Genomic DNA, 16,808 nt, shown 5'->3' with positions numbered 1-16,808 from the left:
ATGGACAACCATAATCAAGAGATGACTTTAACGAATCGGCAAGGTCATCCGATTTCAGATAATCAAAACATACGAACAATTGGAAATCGAGGACCGTCAACGCTCGAAAACTACCACTATATCGAGAAAATATCCCATTTTGATCGGGAGCGAATTCCAGAACGTGTTGTACATGCACGCGGTGCCGGTGCCCATGGATATTTTGAGGCGTATGGTAAACTGGGTAATGGTCCTATCTCTACCTATACACGTGCCAAGCTTTTTCAAGAGGCTGGTAAACAGACCCCTGTATTTGTCCGATTTTCTACGGTCGTTCACGGCAATTACTCTCCAGAAACATTTCGTGATCCGCGAGGGTTCGCCACAAAGTTTTATACCGAGGACGGTAACTGGGACTTAGTCGGCAACAACTTGAAGATATTTTTTATTCGCGATCCGTTGAAATTCCCGGACATGGTTCATGCCTTCAAACCAGACCCCGTTACCAACCTGCAAAACCCTGAGAAAATGTTCGATTTCGTATCGAACTCTCCTGAGGCCACTCACATGATCACATTCCTGTTCTCTCCGTGGGGGATTCCAGCCAACTATAGACAAATGCAGGGGTCTGGTGTGAATACCTACAAGTGGGTCAACCAAGACGGACAAGCCGTATTAGTCAAGTATCATTGGGAACCGTTGAAGCAAGGAATGAAGAACCTGACTCAAAAGGAAGCAGAGGGCATACAGGCCAAAAACGTAAGTCATGCCACGCAGGATTTGTATGAAGCTATCGAACGCGGTGAGTACCCAGAATGGGAGCTCTGTGTTCAAATCTTGAGTGATGACGAGCATCCTGAGCTCGATTTCGACCCGCTTGATCCGACTAAGCTTTGGGATCATGAACAATTTCCTTTTTTACCTGTGGGCAAAATGGTGCTGAATAAGAACCCCGAAAATTACTTTGCTGAAGTCGAGCAAGCAGCTTTCGGTACGGGGGTTCTGGTAGATGGTCTCGATTTTTCCGATGACAAGCTTCTGCAGGGCCGAACCTTCTCCTACTCCGATACCCAGCGATACCGCGTGGGAACGAACTACCTTCAGCTGCCGATTAATGCCCCCAAAACACGTATAGCGACGAACCAACGGGATGGGCAAATGACCATCATGGTTGATCGCGCCCCCGGGCAGAATCCGCATGTGAATTACGAGCCCTCCTCACTTGGCGGGTTAAAAGAAGCAGTTCCTTCCGGTAAAGAACATCAACCTATGTATAATGACAAATTGGTCCGTGAAAAAATTAGCCGAACCAATGATTTCAAACAAGCCGGAGATACCTATCGCAAATTTGAAGATTGGGAACGCGATGAATTGATTGCGAATTTGGTAAATGCGCTGAAGATATGTAAGCCAATGATCCAGAGTAAAATGATCGAACATTTCACAAAGGCCGATCCTGATTACGGTCGACGTGTTTCAGAAGGTCTTACTCAAGCTAACGTCGATTCGACACACCTCGGATCCACTTCTGAAAGAGATGGCGCTGAAATTGCCGAGAACTCAGGAAAGCGAACAGATGGATACTAAAAATTAAAAAATAAGGACGAAACATTTGTTTCAGGAAATGACCGAGTAAGGCTCACAGCCTTCCGGTCATTTTTTCGTTCCCTTGCTGCCCAAATGGAAAGTTTTTACTGTAACTCGTGGCAATAGACCATACAGACGTACCCCTTAATGAATAGTCTAGGTATTAGCTACTCCTTCCCCATCTTAAATAAAGCGAGGTTGCTACATGGCAAATCCCTATACGAAAAACCGAATTCATAAAATTACTCGCCGTTTCGGCCTGCTGCCGCTCCGGTCAGGCACGGTTGCGTCCTTTTACCGAGAAAACGCCATCATTCAAGTACAAACGGAAACGGGCACCTTTGCCATGAAACCCTTTTTTCGAAATACACTCCTCCGCACGAGTACCGTTCATCAAATGAAAACAACAGCAGCGTATATAGAACTCATGATGAATAGTGGATTCAGTTACATGCCCAAATGGCTCACTACCCCTTCCGGGAAGCTATGGACTTTACACCTTGGACGCCCCTTCTATATGACCGAGTGGATAAAAGGAAGGAATTTGGAAACGAATGAAGATTTTGAAGAGCTTGGCCGGGGCCTTGCCACCCTACATACTACATCCAGTGGTCTCCTTGACACTAAAGGGCCCTTCACGCATAAACAAATCGAATTATGGAAAATCCAAGATCGCTTCTTTCGTAGACGAATGGCAACAGCTATCCAAACGCATGAACGGAACCGTAAATGGTACAAAAAATACGGAAAATACTGTAAGCGTCTCACCGATCAAGCATGGGCTAACTTAAGCAGCCCTGAGATTGAAGATCTTATGAAGAAGGAATCGGAGCATCCCGCATTGATACACAACGATATTACTTCCCCTAATGTCATTATTTCTGAAAATGGCCAGCTGTTCATTATCGATTGGGACCGTGTTAAAGTGGGATCCATCTATGTGGATCTTGCGAAAGCGCTCATGAATACTACACAATTCAATCCCGATTTCATACTAGCGTTATTAAAAGGGTACGAGGAACGGCGTCCTTTAGATGAGACCGAGCGTAAATTAATTTCGTCCTTATATGGATTACCTCGGGAAGCTTGGCACGCTACTCGGTTCCCTCATCAATCAAGAAGCCGTGAAATGCTTGAAATTTTGGAAAAAACCTGGCATCCCCGATTAAAAGCCATGGATTTATTAGATGAATGGACAAAATCAATCCCTAAGGAGAATGAGCATGAAGATGTCCATGAAGTCACAGATTGAACAAACGTATGGCATAAAAATTAAAGAAACTATGCAAATAAAAGATATTTATAAGATTCGGACCACGAACGAGACTTATTGTTTAAAAAGTTACGCTTTCCCGGAAGAGGAGGTCCGGTTTATTACCCGGATTTTATCCTATATGGATGAGCGTGGTTTTACTCGCAGTCAAAAGGTTTCTCCTACAGTGGAGCAATCGCCCTACATGACTTATGATGGCCTTTCCTACACATTAACGAATTGGGTTGACGGCCAGAGGCCGGACTTTACGAGGAAGAAAGACTTAAAGAAAAGCATTCGAACTTTAGCCAAGTTCCATTCTATAGCGGAAGGATTTCCTACTGCCGAAGCTCCCGAAGCTAGAATTCGTTATATGGGGCTGGATCACGAGATTAACGAATATAAAACCTTGCTCAGTTCATACAAAATTACCGCACATTTAGCAGCACTTAGTGAGGACGTACTAGATCATTTACAACAGCCCAAAGTGATAGAGGCTATTGATACGGAACAAAAGGTTTCTGCATTTGTTCATGGCGATTACAATTATCCCAATCTCATGAAAGACAAACGGCGGAAACTGCATTTGATCGATTTTGACAACACTTCGCTCCACACCAGAATGAAGGATTTGTCCCATATTCTTCATCGAAACGCCCTCTGGGACGGTTCGGAGATGCTTCGTTGGATCGATTATTATCAGAAATATCGTCCCTTGAGCTCATCTGATCTCAGCCTTCTTCATGCCCTTTTATCTGCACCTTATCATGTGGTCCGGAACATTAGGATTGGCGGTATTCGTTTGGCCAAAGAGGTTATTCCGACAACCGCCCATTTGAACAAGTATCAGCGTGAGCTTAGGGCGTTACTGTAATCGGAGATTAAGTGCAAAGATCCCCAAGCTCACATTAGAGTGAACTTGGGGATTTTTGCACTTGTTTTTGGCCGCTTGGCTATTTCTTCTTATCATATCCACGCTGCTCCAGCAGTTCTTTTCACATTACTTTTGTACTTTAACTATGGTCTGACCGACTACCAAAAATCCATCTACAAGACCTCGGAATTCCAGGCTTTCATTTGGTCCTGTCCAAGTAAAATCGGAGCGTTCGAACTTGAATTGTCCGTTCTTTGCTTGATTATAATAACCATTATTGCTAGATAATGCCTTAACGCCATTAAGCACAGCAGTATTAAGATCAAATCCTTCGCTTTTGAACCCTTCAGGTAAATTCACACGAACAGTAAACACACCATTATTGCCTTTGATTACTGTTGGTGTTACTTCAATGGAGCCCGCGATGTAAACAATAAATTGTTTTTGAATCGTCGTACTTAAGCCTGCAGCATTAATTGCGTTTACTGAGATTGTATAGATCCCTGGCTTATCCAATTTAATTACACTTTCATTAGCAATTGGTTTGACCACAGATTCGCCTGGCCCCTTAACTGTCATACTATCGGAAACAATGCCCGACAAAATATCTCGTGTAGAATAACTTAATGTTAACATCGTGTTGAGCTTGTACTCACCACTCAAATTCATTGTGATTTCTGGCGCCGTACGGTCGATCTTCACTTCTACCATCTGTGTCTTCTCTGCGTTTCCTGCTTGGTCAACCGAGTAGAAGCTGACCTGACTCACGCCTTCTTGGCTCACATTCACGATTGTTCCTTCTGAGTACTCTCCACCGTTCACGGAGTACAGCGTCTTGGCTACGCCGCTTTGGCTATCCGCCGCTGCCAGCGTCACAGTTGCATCGGACTTCGTCCAGCCTTCTGTCGCGGTCGCTGTAGTTACTGGTGCTGTACGGTCAATCTTCACTTCTACAGCCTGTGCCTTCTCTACGTTCCCTGCTTGGTCAACCGAGTAGAAGCTCACTTGGCTCACACCTTCTTGACTCACCGTCACGCTCGTGCCTTCTGCATAGTCTCCGCCGTTCACGGAATACAGCGTCTTGGCTACGCCACTTTGGCTATCCGCCACTGCCAGCGTCACAGTTGCATCGGACTTCGTCCAGCCTTCTGTCGCGGTCGCTGTAGTCACTGGTGCTGTACGGTCAATCTTCACTTCTACGGTCTGTGCCTTCTCTGCGTTGCCCACTTGGTCAACCGAGTAGAAGCTGACCTGGCTCACGCCTTCTTGGCTCACTTTCACGCTTGTGCCTTCTGAGTACTCTCCACCGTTCACAGAGTACAGCGTCTTAGCTACACCGCTTTGGCTATCCGCCGCTTCCAGCGTCACAGTTACTTCCTTAGACCATCCTTGAATTTCACTTGCCTTTGTTAACGGAGCGATTTTGTCAATCTTCACATAAATGATTTTTGTCGCTTCTGTGTTGCCTACTTTATCTACAGAATAATAAGATATTTTATTTAATCCTTCTTGGCTGACATTAACGGTAGTCCCCGATATGAAAGCTTGGTCATTCAAAGAATAGAACGTATTGGCAACTCCTGTTTCATTATCGGTTGCCGATAATGTTACTGCAGCACTTTGATTCGTCCAATCCGTTGGTGCAGTTGCTTTCGTTACCGGTGCCTCCGTATCGATGATCAGCTTTGCCTCAACTGTGTTAGAAGGATCCGATTCACCAAATGAATTACTATACGAAGCTACATAATACAGGTGGTTCGCGTAAGATAGGTTATTTACTGTATAGGACAGGTTGTTTAAGTTTTTAACTAGCAATATTGGTTGTCCATTTACAATTTCATATACGTTATAACCATTAGTGTATGTAATAAAATTCCATGTAATTACAGCGCTTGTTGGACTTAGCAGCCTCAAACCTGCCACTGGAGATTGCATGTCAGGGTAAATGATATCAAATGTTAACCTATTGGAAGGTGCAGACTCTCCAAAACGTGTATTATAAATGACTAATTCATAATTATGCGTTTTCTCACTCAAGTTGTAGATCTGGGTTGTTAGAGCAGTACCTTTATAGATTAACTGGCGTGTTCCGCCCGTCACTTCATATACGCGATATTCATTAGCCCAAGCTGCCGCCGTCCAAGTTAATGTCAGATTATTAGCATTCGTGACTGTACCTTTTAATTGCGACGGCTGAAGTACGGGCCATGTCAAATTGAAAGCTGAGATACCCGCCTTCGGCGATTCACCGAATCGATCACTATAGGAGTAAATCTCATAGTTATAGTCACCTTCTGGCATGTTGGTAAACGTTACGGTTGTACCCGTCTGTATTTTTTTCAATTCTCTTTGCCCATCTACGATTTGGTAGACGCGATAAGACGTAGCATAAGTTACGGTTCCCCATTTTAAAGTAATGTCATTGCCATTCGTGACACTTTTCGTCACATTGCCTGGAGCTTGCAAGATCGGATGTACCAGCGTATACGTGAGCTGGCGTCCCTCTGGGGACTCACCGAAACGGCTGCTATAGGAGTGCACTTCATACGTATAATCACCTGCTGGCATGTTGGTATATGCTACAGTGGTTCCGGTCAATGTGCTTTTCAACACCTTTTCACCATCAACTACTTGATAAACCTTATAAGAATTAGCGTAAGTTGAAGTTCCCCACTTTAAAGTAATATCATTACCATTCGTAATCATCTGCGTTAATGTAGCAGGTGCCTGCATCACAGGGAAATCCAAAGTAAAGCTTACACTTGCTCCATCTGGAGATTCCCCGAATCGAGTTCCAAATGCATGAACTACATAGGTGTATTCACCTTTAGGCATGTTTGCAAAAGTAACTGATGTTGCTGGTTGCGATTTCTTTAGAACTTTCTCACCGTTAATTACTTGATAAATATTATAGGATGTTACATTAGCAACGGCCCCCCACTGTAGGGTGATATCATTGCCGTTCACAATAGTTTGGGTCACCTGTTCCGGTGCAGCAGTCCAATTCTGATCTAACGTAAAACTAACCTGACTCCCCTCAGGGGATTCACCGAAACGAGTGCTGTATGAATGGACTTCATACTTGTAGTCGCCCGCAGGTGAGCGTAGATAACTTACGGAAGTAGAGATCACTGTGCTTTTCAACACCTTCTGACCGTCAACGATTTGATATACCTTATAAGAGTTTGCATAAGGGACTGCTCCCCACTTAAGGCTGATGTCATTACCGTTTGCAATCGTCTGGGTCAGACTTCCTGGCGCTTGCATGACTGGGAAAACCATGGAGAGGATCACTTTACTTCCTTCCAACGACTCTCCGAATTTAGTACTCACAGAGCGAACAACATAAGTATGTTCCCCCGCTGTCACATTCGTGTACGTTACTGTCAACGTGGTTACTGTACTTTTTAGAACCTCTGCGCCATTCACAATTTCATATACTTTGTAGCTGTTAGCATAGGGTACTGTATCCCATGTTAAAACCACATCGTTACCATTCTGTACTTTTGATGCTAGATTACCCGGACCTACCATTGTCGGTAGAATCAATTTGAAGCTAACCTCTGCTCCCTCAGGTGATTCTCCCAAAATCGTTGAATAGGAATCAACTACATATTGATAGTCCCCGCCAGGAATGTTCGTATAGGTAACCGTTAAGCTTGTAAGCGTGCTTTTCAATACTTTTTGGCCATCAATAATCTGGTACACTTTATAGCTTGTTGCGTAAGGTACGGAAGTCCACTTCAATGTAAGATCATTCACATTCGCCAAACTGTAAGTCAAGCTAGCAGGAGCTTGCATCGTTTGACCGTTCAAAGTGAATGTCAATCTCGTTCCCTCTGGGGATTCTCCAAAACGGGTTGAAACCGTATGAACTACATACGTATAATCACCAGGCTGCATATTGGTATAAGATACCGTTGTTGTCGCTACTGTGCTTTTCAATACTTTTTGATCGTTTACAATTTGATATACTTTATAGCTATTGCCATAAGCTGCTGCGTCCCACTTTAAAGAAAACGCCGTAGCCGATGTTACACTCTGCACCAAATTGGTTGGTGGCAGAATCGTTGGAAGTACGATAGAGAAAATTACCTGGGTACCTTCAGCCGATTCTCCAAATCGTGTGGAATTCGAGTGAATTTCATACGTGTAATCTCCTGCTGCCAGGTTTGTATAGGTCACCGTCGTACCTGTCACCGTTGATTTCAATACTTTTTGACCACCCGAAACTTGGTACACTTTGTAGTTGGTTGCATTTGCGACAGCCGTCCAAGTTAATACGACATCTGTCACATTTTGAACCTTTGCAATCGGATTGCCCGGAGCTACCATGGTAACAGCATCTACCGTAAATGATACCTGGCTCCCTGCTACGGATTCCCCATATCGATCGCTATAGGAATGAACCTCGTACAGGTAAACACCAGCCGGCATATTGGCATAGGTCACGGTCGTTCCGGTTACTGTACTTTTAAATACCTTTGTACCATCTACGATTTGATACACTTTATACGCCGTAGCATTAGGTGCAACCGTCCATGTAAGTACAATGTCATTTACATTCTGGAATTTGTATGCGAAATTCCCCGGAGCAGCCATGGCTACTTCCCCAACGGTTAAGGCAGTTTGGGTTCCTTCGGCAGACTCACCAAAACGGGTGCTAACAGAATGAACCTCGTATACATAGTCACCCGCAGGCATATTGATGTAGGTAACCGTCGTGCCTGTTACCGTACTTTTCAGTACTTTCTCGTCACCGATAACTTGATAGATTTTATAGGAGGTAGCATTAGATGCAACTGTCCAAGTCAGAACGATATCGGTCAAGTTTTGCAGTTTGGAAGTGAACGTTGCGGGAGGAGTCATCGTGACTCCTCCTATAGTCAAGGAAACTGTGCTACCGTCTGTTGACTCGCCAAACAAGTTGCTTAACGAATGAACCTCATATACATAATCGCCGGTTGGCATATTCGTAAATGTAACCGTCGTACCGGTAACTGTATTTTTTAACACTTTTTCTCCATCGATTACTTGATACACTTTGTAAGAGGTTGCGTTGATCGCTGCATTCCAAGTCAGTACCACGTCATTCACATTTTGAAGTTTAAAAGTCAGGTTGCTCGGCGGCACCATCATCCCTACGGTTAAGGAAACCGTGCTGCCCTCGACAGATTCTCCGAAACGGTCACTGAAAGAGTGAATGACATATGTATAATTTCCAGCGGGCAAATTCATGTAGGATACAGTTGTACCCGTTATTTGGCTGCTTTTTATAACTTTTTGATTATCAATAATTTGATAGACATTATAACCAGTTGCATAAGCAGCAGCATTCCATTTCAATGTAACGTCATCGGTAGCCACCGTATACGTTAAACCATTTGGAGCCGTCATAGCCGGATATCCGACAGTAACTTCTACTGGCGTAGAGTTAGGAGATTCACCGTACAAAGTATGACTAGCTGTTACTGTATATGTATATATTCCCTCAGCGGTATTGTTGACTGTAAAAGTTCTTGCTGTCCCTGAATAGACTAATTTTCTTCCATCCTCTTGATTTTCATACAAATGATAGGTTTGTACATTAGGAGCTGTTCCCCAGTTCAAAACGATATTGTTACCATTTTGTAAGGTGTATGTTAAAGAGGTTGGAGCTGTCATATCGGGATAAACAATGTTAACATCCACCGGAGCACAAGGGCCAGATTCGCCTTCAGAACTTAAGGTGGATACAACATAACTGTAGGACCCCTCCGCCAGATTATTTATAGTAAGACTAGCTGTTGTTGTTGTCCCAACATTAATAAGCTGCCCATAGGTGATGCTGTATACAGTGTATCCTGTAGCTCCATACACCGGGCTCCACGTTAATTTCACATCATCTGGCGTTAGAAGTTGAGTAGCAAGATTGCTTGGAGGTAAGATAGTTCCGTTGTCTGTTGCTCCCCACGCATGTAATCCTGGAAAGATTAATTGAACAAATAAAAGCAGTGTGAGAACCATAGACATTTGTCTTGATTTCTTCATTGACATCTGACATTCCTTCCTTTCTTATAATAAGGATTAATGATCTCAAAAAAAAGAAAAGAACCTTATACAAGGTTCATAGAAAAACACTATGATTCCCTGTGGTAACCGGCTGCCATCCGCGTTTTTAATACGCGTTTCAGGCCCTTGGCTTTGCGTCTCACAGTTTCCTGCAATTTGCCCTTTTCACTTGAGATTTCGATATTTCCATCTCTGCCATAATACTATATTCCTAGTAATTTGAATAGGTAAATTTAACTATATAATCAAACCCCACATATATTCTAGTACTTTTGATCTTCTTAATTAGTTGAAAATCCAATGATTGTCCTATATTCATCAAAGTTTCATTGTAATTCGACAATATTTGAATGGATACCCCTTTATACATGATGTTGTATACAATATGAACATCGAGCCATTTAGAGTCTTTCAAACTTAAACAAATAGACCATGCTTCTACAAATGTAGATAGCATGGCCTATTTTAAGTCCCCTCAGACTTGCGGGTGATATACAAAAATTGATTCTTATGTCATCTATACCTTAGTTAGCAATTTTACTCCATACAGGGTACTCTTCCAAGTACCCATATTCGTACAATTCCTTAAGAGCCTTGCGTATGCTATGTTCATCCTCGCCCGATTCACTGGATAGTTCCACTAGATCGTCTAGGTTGATGTTCGGGTTCTCTTTGCAAAACGTAAGCAAGCCCTTAGCAGCCCACGAAAGTCGATCGTCTTGGAAATCTCCAACCATACGACGGAATATTTTATGCGAGACAATTCTCATCTCCACGAGTTGCTGCAAAGCCTTGGTCGCCTGCTTGAGACTCATGCGACCGAGCTTAGCGATATCAGATAATCCTGGCATATTCGATTCCGAAGAATAACATTTCAAGACGATAAAAGTCATTTGTGTATAAATATCCATGCCGGGATGGTGAAAAACTTCATCTGAAAGATTAAAATGACGCGCTGCGTCCTTAGCTTGTCCGTTGTCCATCTGATGTCCTCCTTTTCATTATCATGGAGTTCACCTACTCATTATTGTTGCCATGATCCGAGGGTTGTACTAGCTTTCCCGAATTATGCCGAGATTGCCGGAATATTTGCGCCAAGCTGAATTTTTTCTGATCATTGGCACTCAGGATCTCCTTCTTTGGCTGGTTGAAATCATCATTCGATTCATGAGAAGGTTCAATAGGCTCTGCCGAATCCATGTCACTATAGCTGTCTGCTAGAGAAACGGCATCATCCATGTCCGAGACCATTTCTTTCCCGGGAAATAATTCTACAACCGGTCGCTTACTCGATTGCTCTTCACGAACATATCTTGTCAAAATATCCATGATTCCTTGACTGAAAATACCTTCCATTTTCAACTGATTCAAATAGTCGATAACCTCAGACGGAGTATCTGACGGAATATAGAGGGTAACATCCTTACCGGAACGAACGTAAACGGTGGATCTCCGCTTTTTCAATCCGAACCGCTCCCGCTCTCAGATACTCCTTCAGAATCAGCACTAGCTGCCGCGGATTCGTCCGCATGTTTCAGCGCGTGGTCAAGCATAAGAAAGGTGCCTCGCACATTCCGGAATTGGCTGTGTTCCACGCTATCAAACTTAATGGGCAAGCCCAACTCAGCGTTTAGTTTCTCAATCCAAGGCTGCAAAACGACTGCTCCACCGCCGATAAACCAAAATTCGTTGGCGTAGCGAACATGCTTCCAAGAGTTGCGGGCGTATTTCAGCACTTTCTCCGCTAATATGCGCATGTGCCGGTTAATAAGGCTTGTCATGTCAAAAACAACCTTACCCTCCGCATAAATCTCATACTCTTTGTTGACCAGCATGAGGGTCAATTCCGCCGTGCTAGCGATCAATTCCTCGCCTTGCGAATTAACCTCGTTGCGAATGCTCTCTAAAGCATCATTGAGGTAGATCTTAGCGCCGGTAGAGTGCCGCTGATCCAGATCGAGACCGGGTTTGAAGAACGCGATATCCATGTCAACACCACCAACATCGGCAATGCCGAAGCCTTTATGGGATAGATGCGATTTGGAAGTGGCCTCAAGGTCGTAAACACCGGATACATCGTCTATGCTGATATCGGTAGGAAGCGAAAATTCCATTTCCACCGTTATCCCTTTAAATACGGGGGTCGTCCCGAATGTAACGGAATGTACGCCTCCTGTAATCTTATGAGCAAATTCCTCACGGAATTTCGTTATTTCACGAATCGGCAGACCTGTACCCAAGTTGACAGCGGCTTTAATCCGCTTTTTCCCCCGCCTAATGGCATCCTCATGTTTCTTGGCAATGGCATACGCCGCAGCCGTAAGGAGTGTCACCATTGTTTCGGGTCTCTGGGCCTTCTTTTGCACCGCTTTATCCCCTACAATTTCATGAATAATCCCTTCGTCACCGATCGCTAAGTTACCCACGTAAACATGTCGGTACTGATCGCTCTCTATCGAAGGCGATGTAATCTGTACGTCAAGAAAATCCAAGGGATCACCTTGTTCCATCAAAAGAAATCGTTCACCAAACGGTTGTGCTAGTACATTAGGAAAAATAAAGTTTTTGTCCAAATGGTCGTAAATCACTTTAACGTGACTGCTGCCATTATCAATAGACAGCGTGATGGTAGTGGTTAAGACTTCGTTCTTTGTCAAGTCTATTCCCCTCTCCTCAACCTTATTGTTTATATAAAGATTCGCGTAACAAGGCCCAATTGAGAGGGTGTTTGGAATAATTGGTATTTTTAGCTGCTAGTTGGAATGAACTTTAAAGTTTAAAGTTTAAGATTTGAACTTTAAGATTTAAGCTTTAAACTGTACGATTTAAACGTTAAGATTTAAACTTTAAAGTTTAGGATTTAAATGTAAAGTTTAAACTTGTTACAAAAGATACAACAATTCCAGCCAAAAGTAACTCTAATGCAGCCTTTCTGCGATTTGCGTCATGGTCATAGGCCAATATAGGAGGAGCCTTTCTTGTAAAAGGCTGCCTGCAGCACAAAAAAACCTGTTCCCTTCGTCAAGGAAAGAGAACAGGGTTATTAATCCTATCTTATAAAAAAGCTTAGAGACCCAACACACGCCGCTCCTCATCCGAGAACATCCTCGAGCGAGTCAGAAAACGTCGCCCTTCCGGCCCCTCAAGCGAGAACATCCCACCTCTGCCGGGCACCACGTCGATGATGAGCATCGTATTCTTCCAATAATCGTATTGCGACTTGCTCATATAGAAAGGGGCGCCGCCTATATCCCCCAGCCATACGTCGCTATCGCCGATAAGGAACTCCCCTTGCGCGTAGCACATCGGAGAGCTGCCATCGCAGCATCCGCCAGATTGATGGAACATGACAGGGCCATGTTTGGCCTTTACAATTTCGATTAGCTCTAGAGCGGCATCGGTAGCAACGACCTTGCTCACTTCTATCGTCATCGTACGGCTCTCTTAGAAGAAGCCCAGTGCGTCGGGGCTGTAACTGACGAGTAGATTTTTGGTTTGCTGGTAATGGGAGAGCATCATTTTGTGATTCTCGCGGCCAATGCCCGAGCTCTTATAGCCGCCGAAGGCAGCATGGGCAGGATACGCATGATAGCAATTCGTCCATACGCGGCCGGCTTGAATGCTGCGCCCCATCCGGTAGGCCGTGGTCATGTCGCGCGTCCAAACACCGGAGCCAAGACCATAGAGCGTGTCATTCGCGATCGCCAGCGCCTCTTCCTGATCCTTGAACGTCGTAACGGAAAGAACCGGTCCGAAAATCTCCTCTTGGAAGATTCTCATTTTGTTATGCCCCTTCAGAACTGTCGGCTGAATGTAGTAGCCCTCGGAGATATCTCCATCTACCTTTGCCCGATCTCCGCCGATCAGACATTCGGCCCCTTCCTGTGCACCGATATTGATATAGCTCATAATTTTCTCAACTTGCTCGGTAGAGGCTTGTGCGCCAATCATCGTTTCCGTATCCAGAGGGTTACCCTGTTTGATGGCAGCGACTCGCTTCAAGGCTCTTTCCATAAATTGATCATAAATCGATTCCTGAATTAATGCGCGTGACGGGCTGGTGCAGACTTCTCCTTGATTCAGGGCGAACATTGCAAAGCCTTCGAGCGCTTTATTGAAGAAAGCGTCATCACGTGCGACCACATCCTCAAAGAAAATGTTTGGTGACTTACCACCCAGCTCCAAGGTGACCGGAATCAGGTTTTGCGAAGCATACTGCATAATTAAACGGCCTGTCGTTGTCTCGCCGGTAAAGGCGATTTTCGCGATCCGGCTGCTCGAGGCAAGCGGTTTACCGGCTTCAAGTCCGAAACCATTGACGATATTAAGTACGCCTGGCGGCAGCAAATCTTGAATGAGCTCTATCAGCACCAGTATGGATGCCGGCGTTTGCTCAGCGGGCTTCAGAACGACCGCATTTCCGGCCGCAAGTGCTGGTGCAAGCTTCCATGTCGCCATAAGCAATGGAAAGTTCCACGGTATAATCTGACCGACGACGCCAAGAGGCTCATTGAAATGGTAAGCTACCATATTGTCATCCAATTGGCTGAGCGAACCCTCCTGGGCGCGAATGCATCCTGCAAAATAGCGAAAATGATCGATCGCCAGTGGCAGATCAGCCGCGAGCGTTTCTCGAACCGGCTTCCCGTTATCCCAGGTCTCAGCAACCGCGAGCATTTCCAAATTCGCTTCCATCCGATCAGCAATTTTATTTAAAATGACGGCACGCTCCGCAACGGACGTGCGCCCCCATGCGTCCTTTGCAGCATGCGCAGCATCTAAAGCCATCTCGATATCCTCTGAAGTAGAGCGTGGAACCTCGCAGAAAACACGGTTATTTACAGGTGATGGATTATCAAAGTATTGACCCTTAATAGGCGCAGTCCACTGCCCTCCGATAAAATTTTCGTACCGTTTTTTAAACGTAACCTTTGATCCGTTTTGTCCAGGTTGTGCATAAATCATTTAGCTCAGCCTCCTTAAAATGGAATACGTTAAATATATAAGCAAGGATCGTGCCAACATATGGAATGCCGTCCAATAAGGCAATATGGTGAGCGCTTACTAGTTTTTGTTCCGATCTGAAACAACGGAAGTGTTCCATTTTGGGACATTCTTTCTTTCAGCTCTCCATTAATAAAAGCAACTATGATATGATCGGATTAGGAAACCGATTGCAATGGAGGTGTTTATTTTTGCTATCCGTGGAAAATAACTTTTTATCAGAAGCGGCGGCGTCATCTTGGAAGCGCTGTCACGAACTTGGTTTAATGCCCACCGACCCCATTGACGACGACATCTTAACCGGAAGCCACATGCAATCTCTGTTAAGGCAAAACGAGCAAACCATACATTATACGGAGCAAATATTCGAGCAAATGCACACAGGCATCAAGCAATCCGGTCAGATGGCGCTGCTTATCGATTCGGAGGGAACCATTATTCACACGGTTGGAGATATCGATTTCTCCCGCCGGGCGTTAGCGGTTCAGCTGCAAGTAGGAGCAAATTGGGCAGAGAGAAGAAAAGGAACAAATGCCATAGGTGTCGCCCTCGCAGAGAAAAAAGCCGTGCGTGTGCATGCCGAAGAGCATTATTTCAACTCCAATCACTTCTTGACCTGCGCCTCGGCACCCGTCTTCAATTCAATCGGCGAACTGATCGGTATCATCAATATTAGCGGCAAACAAGAGAATTACCACGCCTATACGTTTACACTTGCCTGTATGGCAGCCCATTCCCTACAGAATAAAATTCTGCTGGAAGAGTCGAAGAAGGAGCATCTCATTACCCTCAGAGAACTCGAGCATTCCTCACTAAATCATCCTTTACCGCTGCTTTCTCTAAGCCGGGATAACCGCATCCTTCGTGCTAATCATGCCGCCATCCGCATTGTTGGAAGTGACGCAATTGGCAAAGTGTTTACGAAGTTGGAAGGCTTTTCGGTCGAAACCATTCATAATGAGCATCAGAAGCTGTGGCAGTCCGTCTCCATTCAGAAGCAAGCGGCAAACGAGCAGCATTTGTATGCGTTTAGGGATATTGTCGGTACGTGTCCGACCCTCTTACAGAAGAAAGAACTAGCCAAGAAGGCGGCAGCGACTGATTTTCCTGTCTTATTATTAGGTGAAAGCGGTGTGGGGAAAGAATTGTTCGCGCAATCCATTCATACCGCCAGCACACGGTCGGCAGAGCCGTTCATTGCACTGAATTGCAGCGCCATCCCGGACAGCCTGGTCGAGAGTGAATTGTTCGGATACGCTCGCGGGGCTTTCACGGGAGCGAACAAAGACGGTAATGCCGGGAAATTCGAGGCCGCGCACAAAGGTACTATTTTTCTAGATGAGATAGGCGACATGCCTCTTCGTGCGCAAGCTGCTTTACTAAGAGTACTCCAGGAAGGCGTGATTACTCCGGTAGGCAGCGCGAAGAGCAAAGCAATTGACATTAGAGTCATTGCTGCAACGAATAAGGACTTGGCCACGGAGATTAAAGCAGGCCGATTTCGGGCTGATCTATATTACCGATTGAAGGTGATACATATTACGCTGCCGTCATTACGAAAGAGAAGCGATATTTTGACATTAGCCGATCATTTACTCCAAAAGCACGCTTCGCCCTGTCCATTTATAACGGAAGCAGCGCAGCAAAAGCTGTTAACCTACAGCTGGCCGGGCAATATAAGAGAGCTTAGTGGCATTCTTATGCAGGCGGTCTTCCTAGCTGGAGGACAGGCGATTGACGCTGAGCATCTATCGTTCGAAGAATCCGATGAGGCTGTGCAAGCAGGGCCAGGCAAAGATCACCCACTCACGTTGAAGGACGCGGAAATCACGGCGATCAAGAAGGCGTTGAAAAACTCGGAATGGAACCTTAGCAAAGCCGCCGGACAATTGAAAATCGGAAGAACGACGCTATATCGTAAAATTGAGGAGTACGGCATAACGTTATTTTAACGGTATATTTTTATAAAGCTAGCGCCCTATCTCTTCGAGATTGGGTGTTTTTTTCATCGGTCTGTCAATGGTATGATGGAGGCGTATGGAAAGCATTTCCTAGGAAAGG

General features: G+C 44.9%; 10 protein-coding genes and 1 riboswitch. Of the genes, 4 read left to right on the top strand and 6 right to left on the bottom strand.

The window, feature by feature from the left end; genetic code table 11:
* From QFZ80_RS34280 to QFZ80_RS34270, 3 genes are all read left to right on the top strand, one after another.
* On the top strand, window positions 1-1,566 hold the full coding sequence (locus QFZ80_RS34280) for a catalase (RefSeq protein ID WP_373460266.1): 1,566 nt from the start codon (window positions 1-3) through the stop codon (window positions 1,564-1,566).
* A 205-nt stretch (window positions 1,567-1,771) separates the two neighbouring features.
* Window positions 1,772-2,818 (top strand): phosphotransferase, encoded by a 1,047-nt coding sequence (locus QFZ80_RS34275; protein ID WP_307550898.1) that lies wholly within the window; start codon window positions 1,772-1,774, stop codon window positions 2,816-2,818.
* Window positions 2,790-3,692, top strand: a complete 903-nt coding sequence (locus QFZ80_RS34270) for a phosphotransferase (RefSeq protein WP_307563168.1) — start codon at window positions 2,790-2,792, stop codon at window positions 3,690-3,692. The genes QFZ80_RS34275 and QFZ80_RS34270 overlap by 29 nt, the downstream gene beginning before the upstream one ends.
* Window positions 3,693-3,818: 126 nt before the next feature.
* Here the strand turns inward: QFZ80_RS34270 and QFZ80_RS34265 are convergent, their stop codons facing one another.
* The 6 genes from QFZ80_RS34265 to adh all read right to left on the bottom strand — a co-directional run bounded on the left by QFZ80_RS34265 (window position 3,819) and on the right by adh (window position 14,708).
* On the bottom strand, window positions 3,819-9,728 hold the full coding sequence (locus tag QFZ80_RS34265; protein ID WP_307563166.1) for an OmpL47-type beta-barrel domain-containing protein: 5,910 nt from the start codon (window positions 9,726-9,728) through the stop codon (window positions 3,819-3,821).
* Window positions 9,729-9,822: 94 nt separating this feature from the next.
* Window positions 9,823-9,914: riboswitch (cyclic di-GMP riboswitch) on the bottom strand.
* Between the two features lie 353 nt (window positions 9,915-10,267).
* Window positions 10,268-10,726, bottom strand: coding sequence for a hypothetical protein (locus QFZ80_RS34260; protein WP_307550901.1), 459 nt, complete (start codon window positions 10,724-10,726; stop codon window positions 10,268-10,270).
* A 34-nt stretch (window positions 10,727-10,760) separates the two neighbouring features.
* Window positions 10,761-11,207 carry a hypothetical protein gene (locus QFZ80_RS34255; RefSeq protein WP_307563163.1) on the bottom strand — a complete coding sequence of 149 codons (447 nt, stop codon included), beginning with the start codon at window positions 11,205-11,207 and terminating at the stop codon, window positions 10,761-10,763.
* Window positions 11,204-12,400: a ParM/StbA family protein gene (locus QFZ80_RS34250; RefSeq protein ID WP_307550905.1), complete on the bottom strand. Its 1,197-nt coding sequence runs from the start codon at window positions 12,398-12,400 to the stop codon at window positions 11,204-11,206. The genes QFZ80_RS34255 and QFZ80_RS34250 overlap by 4 nt, the downstream gene beginning before the upstream one ends.
* 409 nt (window positions 12,401-12,809) lie before the next feature.
* Window positions 12,810-13,175, bottom strand: a complete 366-nt coding sequence (locus QFZ80_RS34245; RefSeq protein WP_307437019.1) for a DUF779 domain-containing protein — start codon at window positions 13,173-13,175, stop codon at window positions 12,810-12,812.
* A gap of 12 nt (window positions 13,176-13,187) precedes the next feature.
* Window positions 13,188-14,708, bottom strand: a complete 1,521-nt coding sequence (adh, locus tag QFZ80_RS34240; RefSeq protein ID WP_307563161.1) for an aldehyde dehydrogenase — start codon at window positions 14,706-14,708, stop codon at window positions 13,188-13,190.
* Between the two features lie 239 nt (window positions 14,709-14,947).
* Here adh and QFZ80_RS34235 point away from each other — a divergent pair, with 239 nt between their 5' ends.
* The gene (locus QFZ80_RS34235) at window positions 14,948-16,699 is read left to right on the top strand and encodes a sigma-54-dependent Fis family transcriptional regulator (RefSeq protein WP_307555843.1); all 1,752 of its coding nucleotides are present in this window, start codon (window positions 14,948-14,950) and stop codon (window positions 16,697-16,699) included.
* The last annotated feature ends 109 nt before the right edge of the window (window positions 16,700-16,808 follow it).

Source organism: Paenibacillus sp. V4I7, assembly GCF_030817275.1.
Taxonomy (GTDB): domain Bacteria; phylum Bacillota; class Bacilli; order Paenibacillales; family NBRC-103111; genus Paenibacillus_E.
The sequence above is the reverse complement of the archived record's forward strand: the minus strand, read 5'-3'. Positions and strand labels throughout refer to the sequence as shown.

Coding starts and splice junctions, on each gene's coding strand:
- QFZ80_RS34280 (WP_373460266.1), top strand. CDS start 1: ATGGACAACCATAATCAAGAGATGACTTTAACGAATCGGCAAGGTCAT.
- QFZ80_RS34260 (WP_307550901.1), bottom strand. CDS start 10,726: ATGGACAACGGACAAGCTAAGGACGCAGCGCGTCATTTTAATCTTTCA.
- QFZ80_RS34275 (WP_307550898.1), top strand. CDS start 1,772: ATGGCAAATCCCTATACGAAAAACCGAATTCATAAAATTACTCGCCGT.
- QFZ80_RS34270 (WP_307563168.1), top strand. CDS start 2,790: ATGAAGATGTCCATGAAGTCACAGATTGAACAAACGTATGGCATAAAA.
- QFZ80_RS34245 (WP_307437019.1), bottom strand. CDS start 13,175: ATGACGATAGAAGTGAGCAAGGTCGTTGCTACCGATGCCGCTCTAGAG.
- QFZ80_RS34265 (WP_307563166.1), bottom strand. CDS start 9,728: ATGTCAATGAAGAAATCAAGACAAATGTCTATGGTTCTCACACTGCTT.
- adh (WP_307563161.1), bottom strand. CDS start 14,708: ATGATTTATGCACAACCTGGACAAAACGGATCAAAGGTTACGTTTAAA.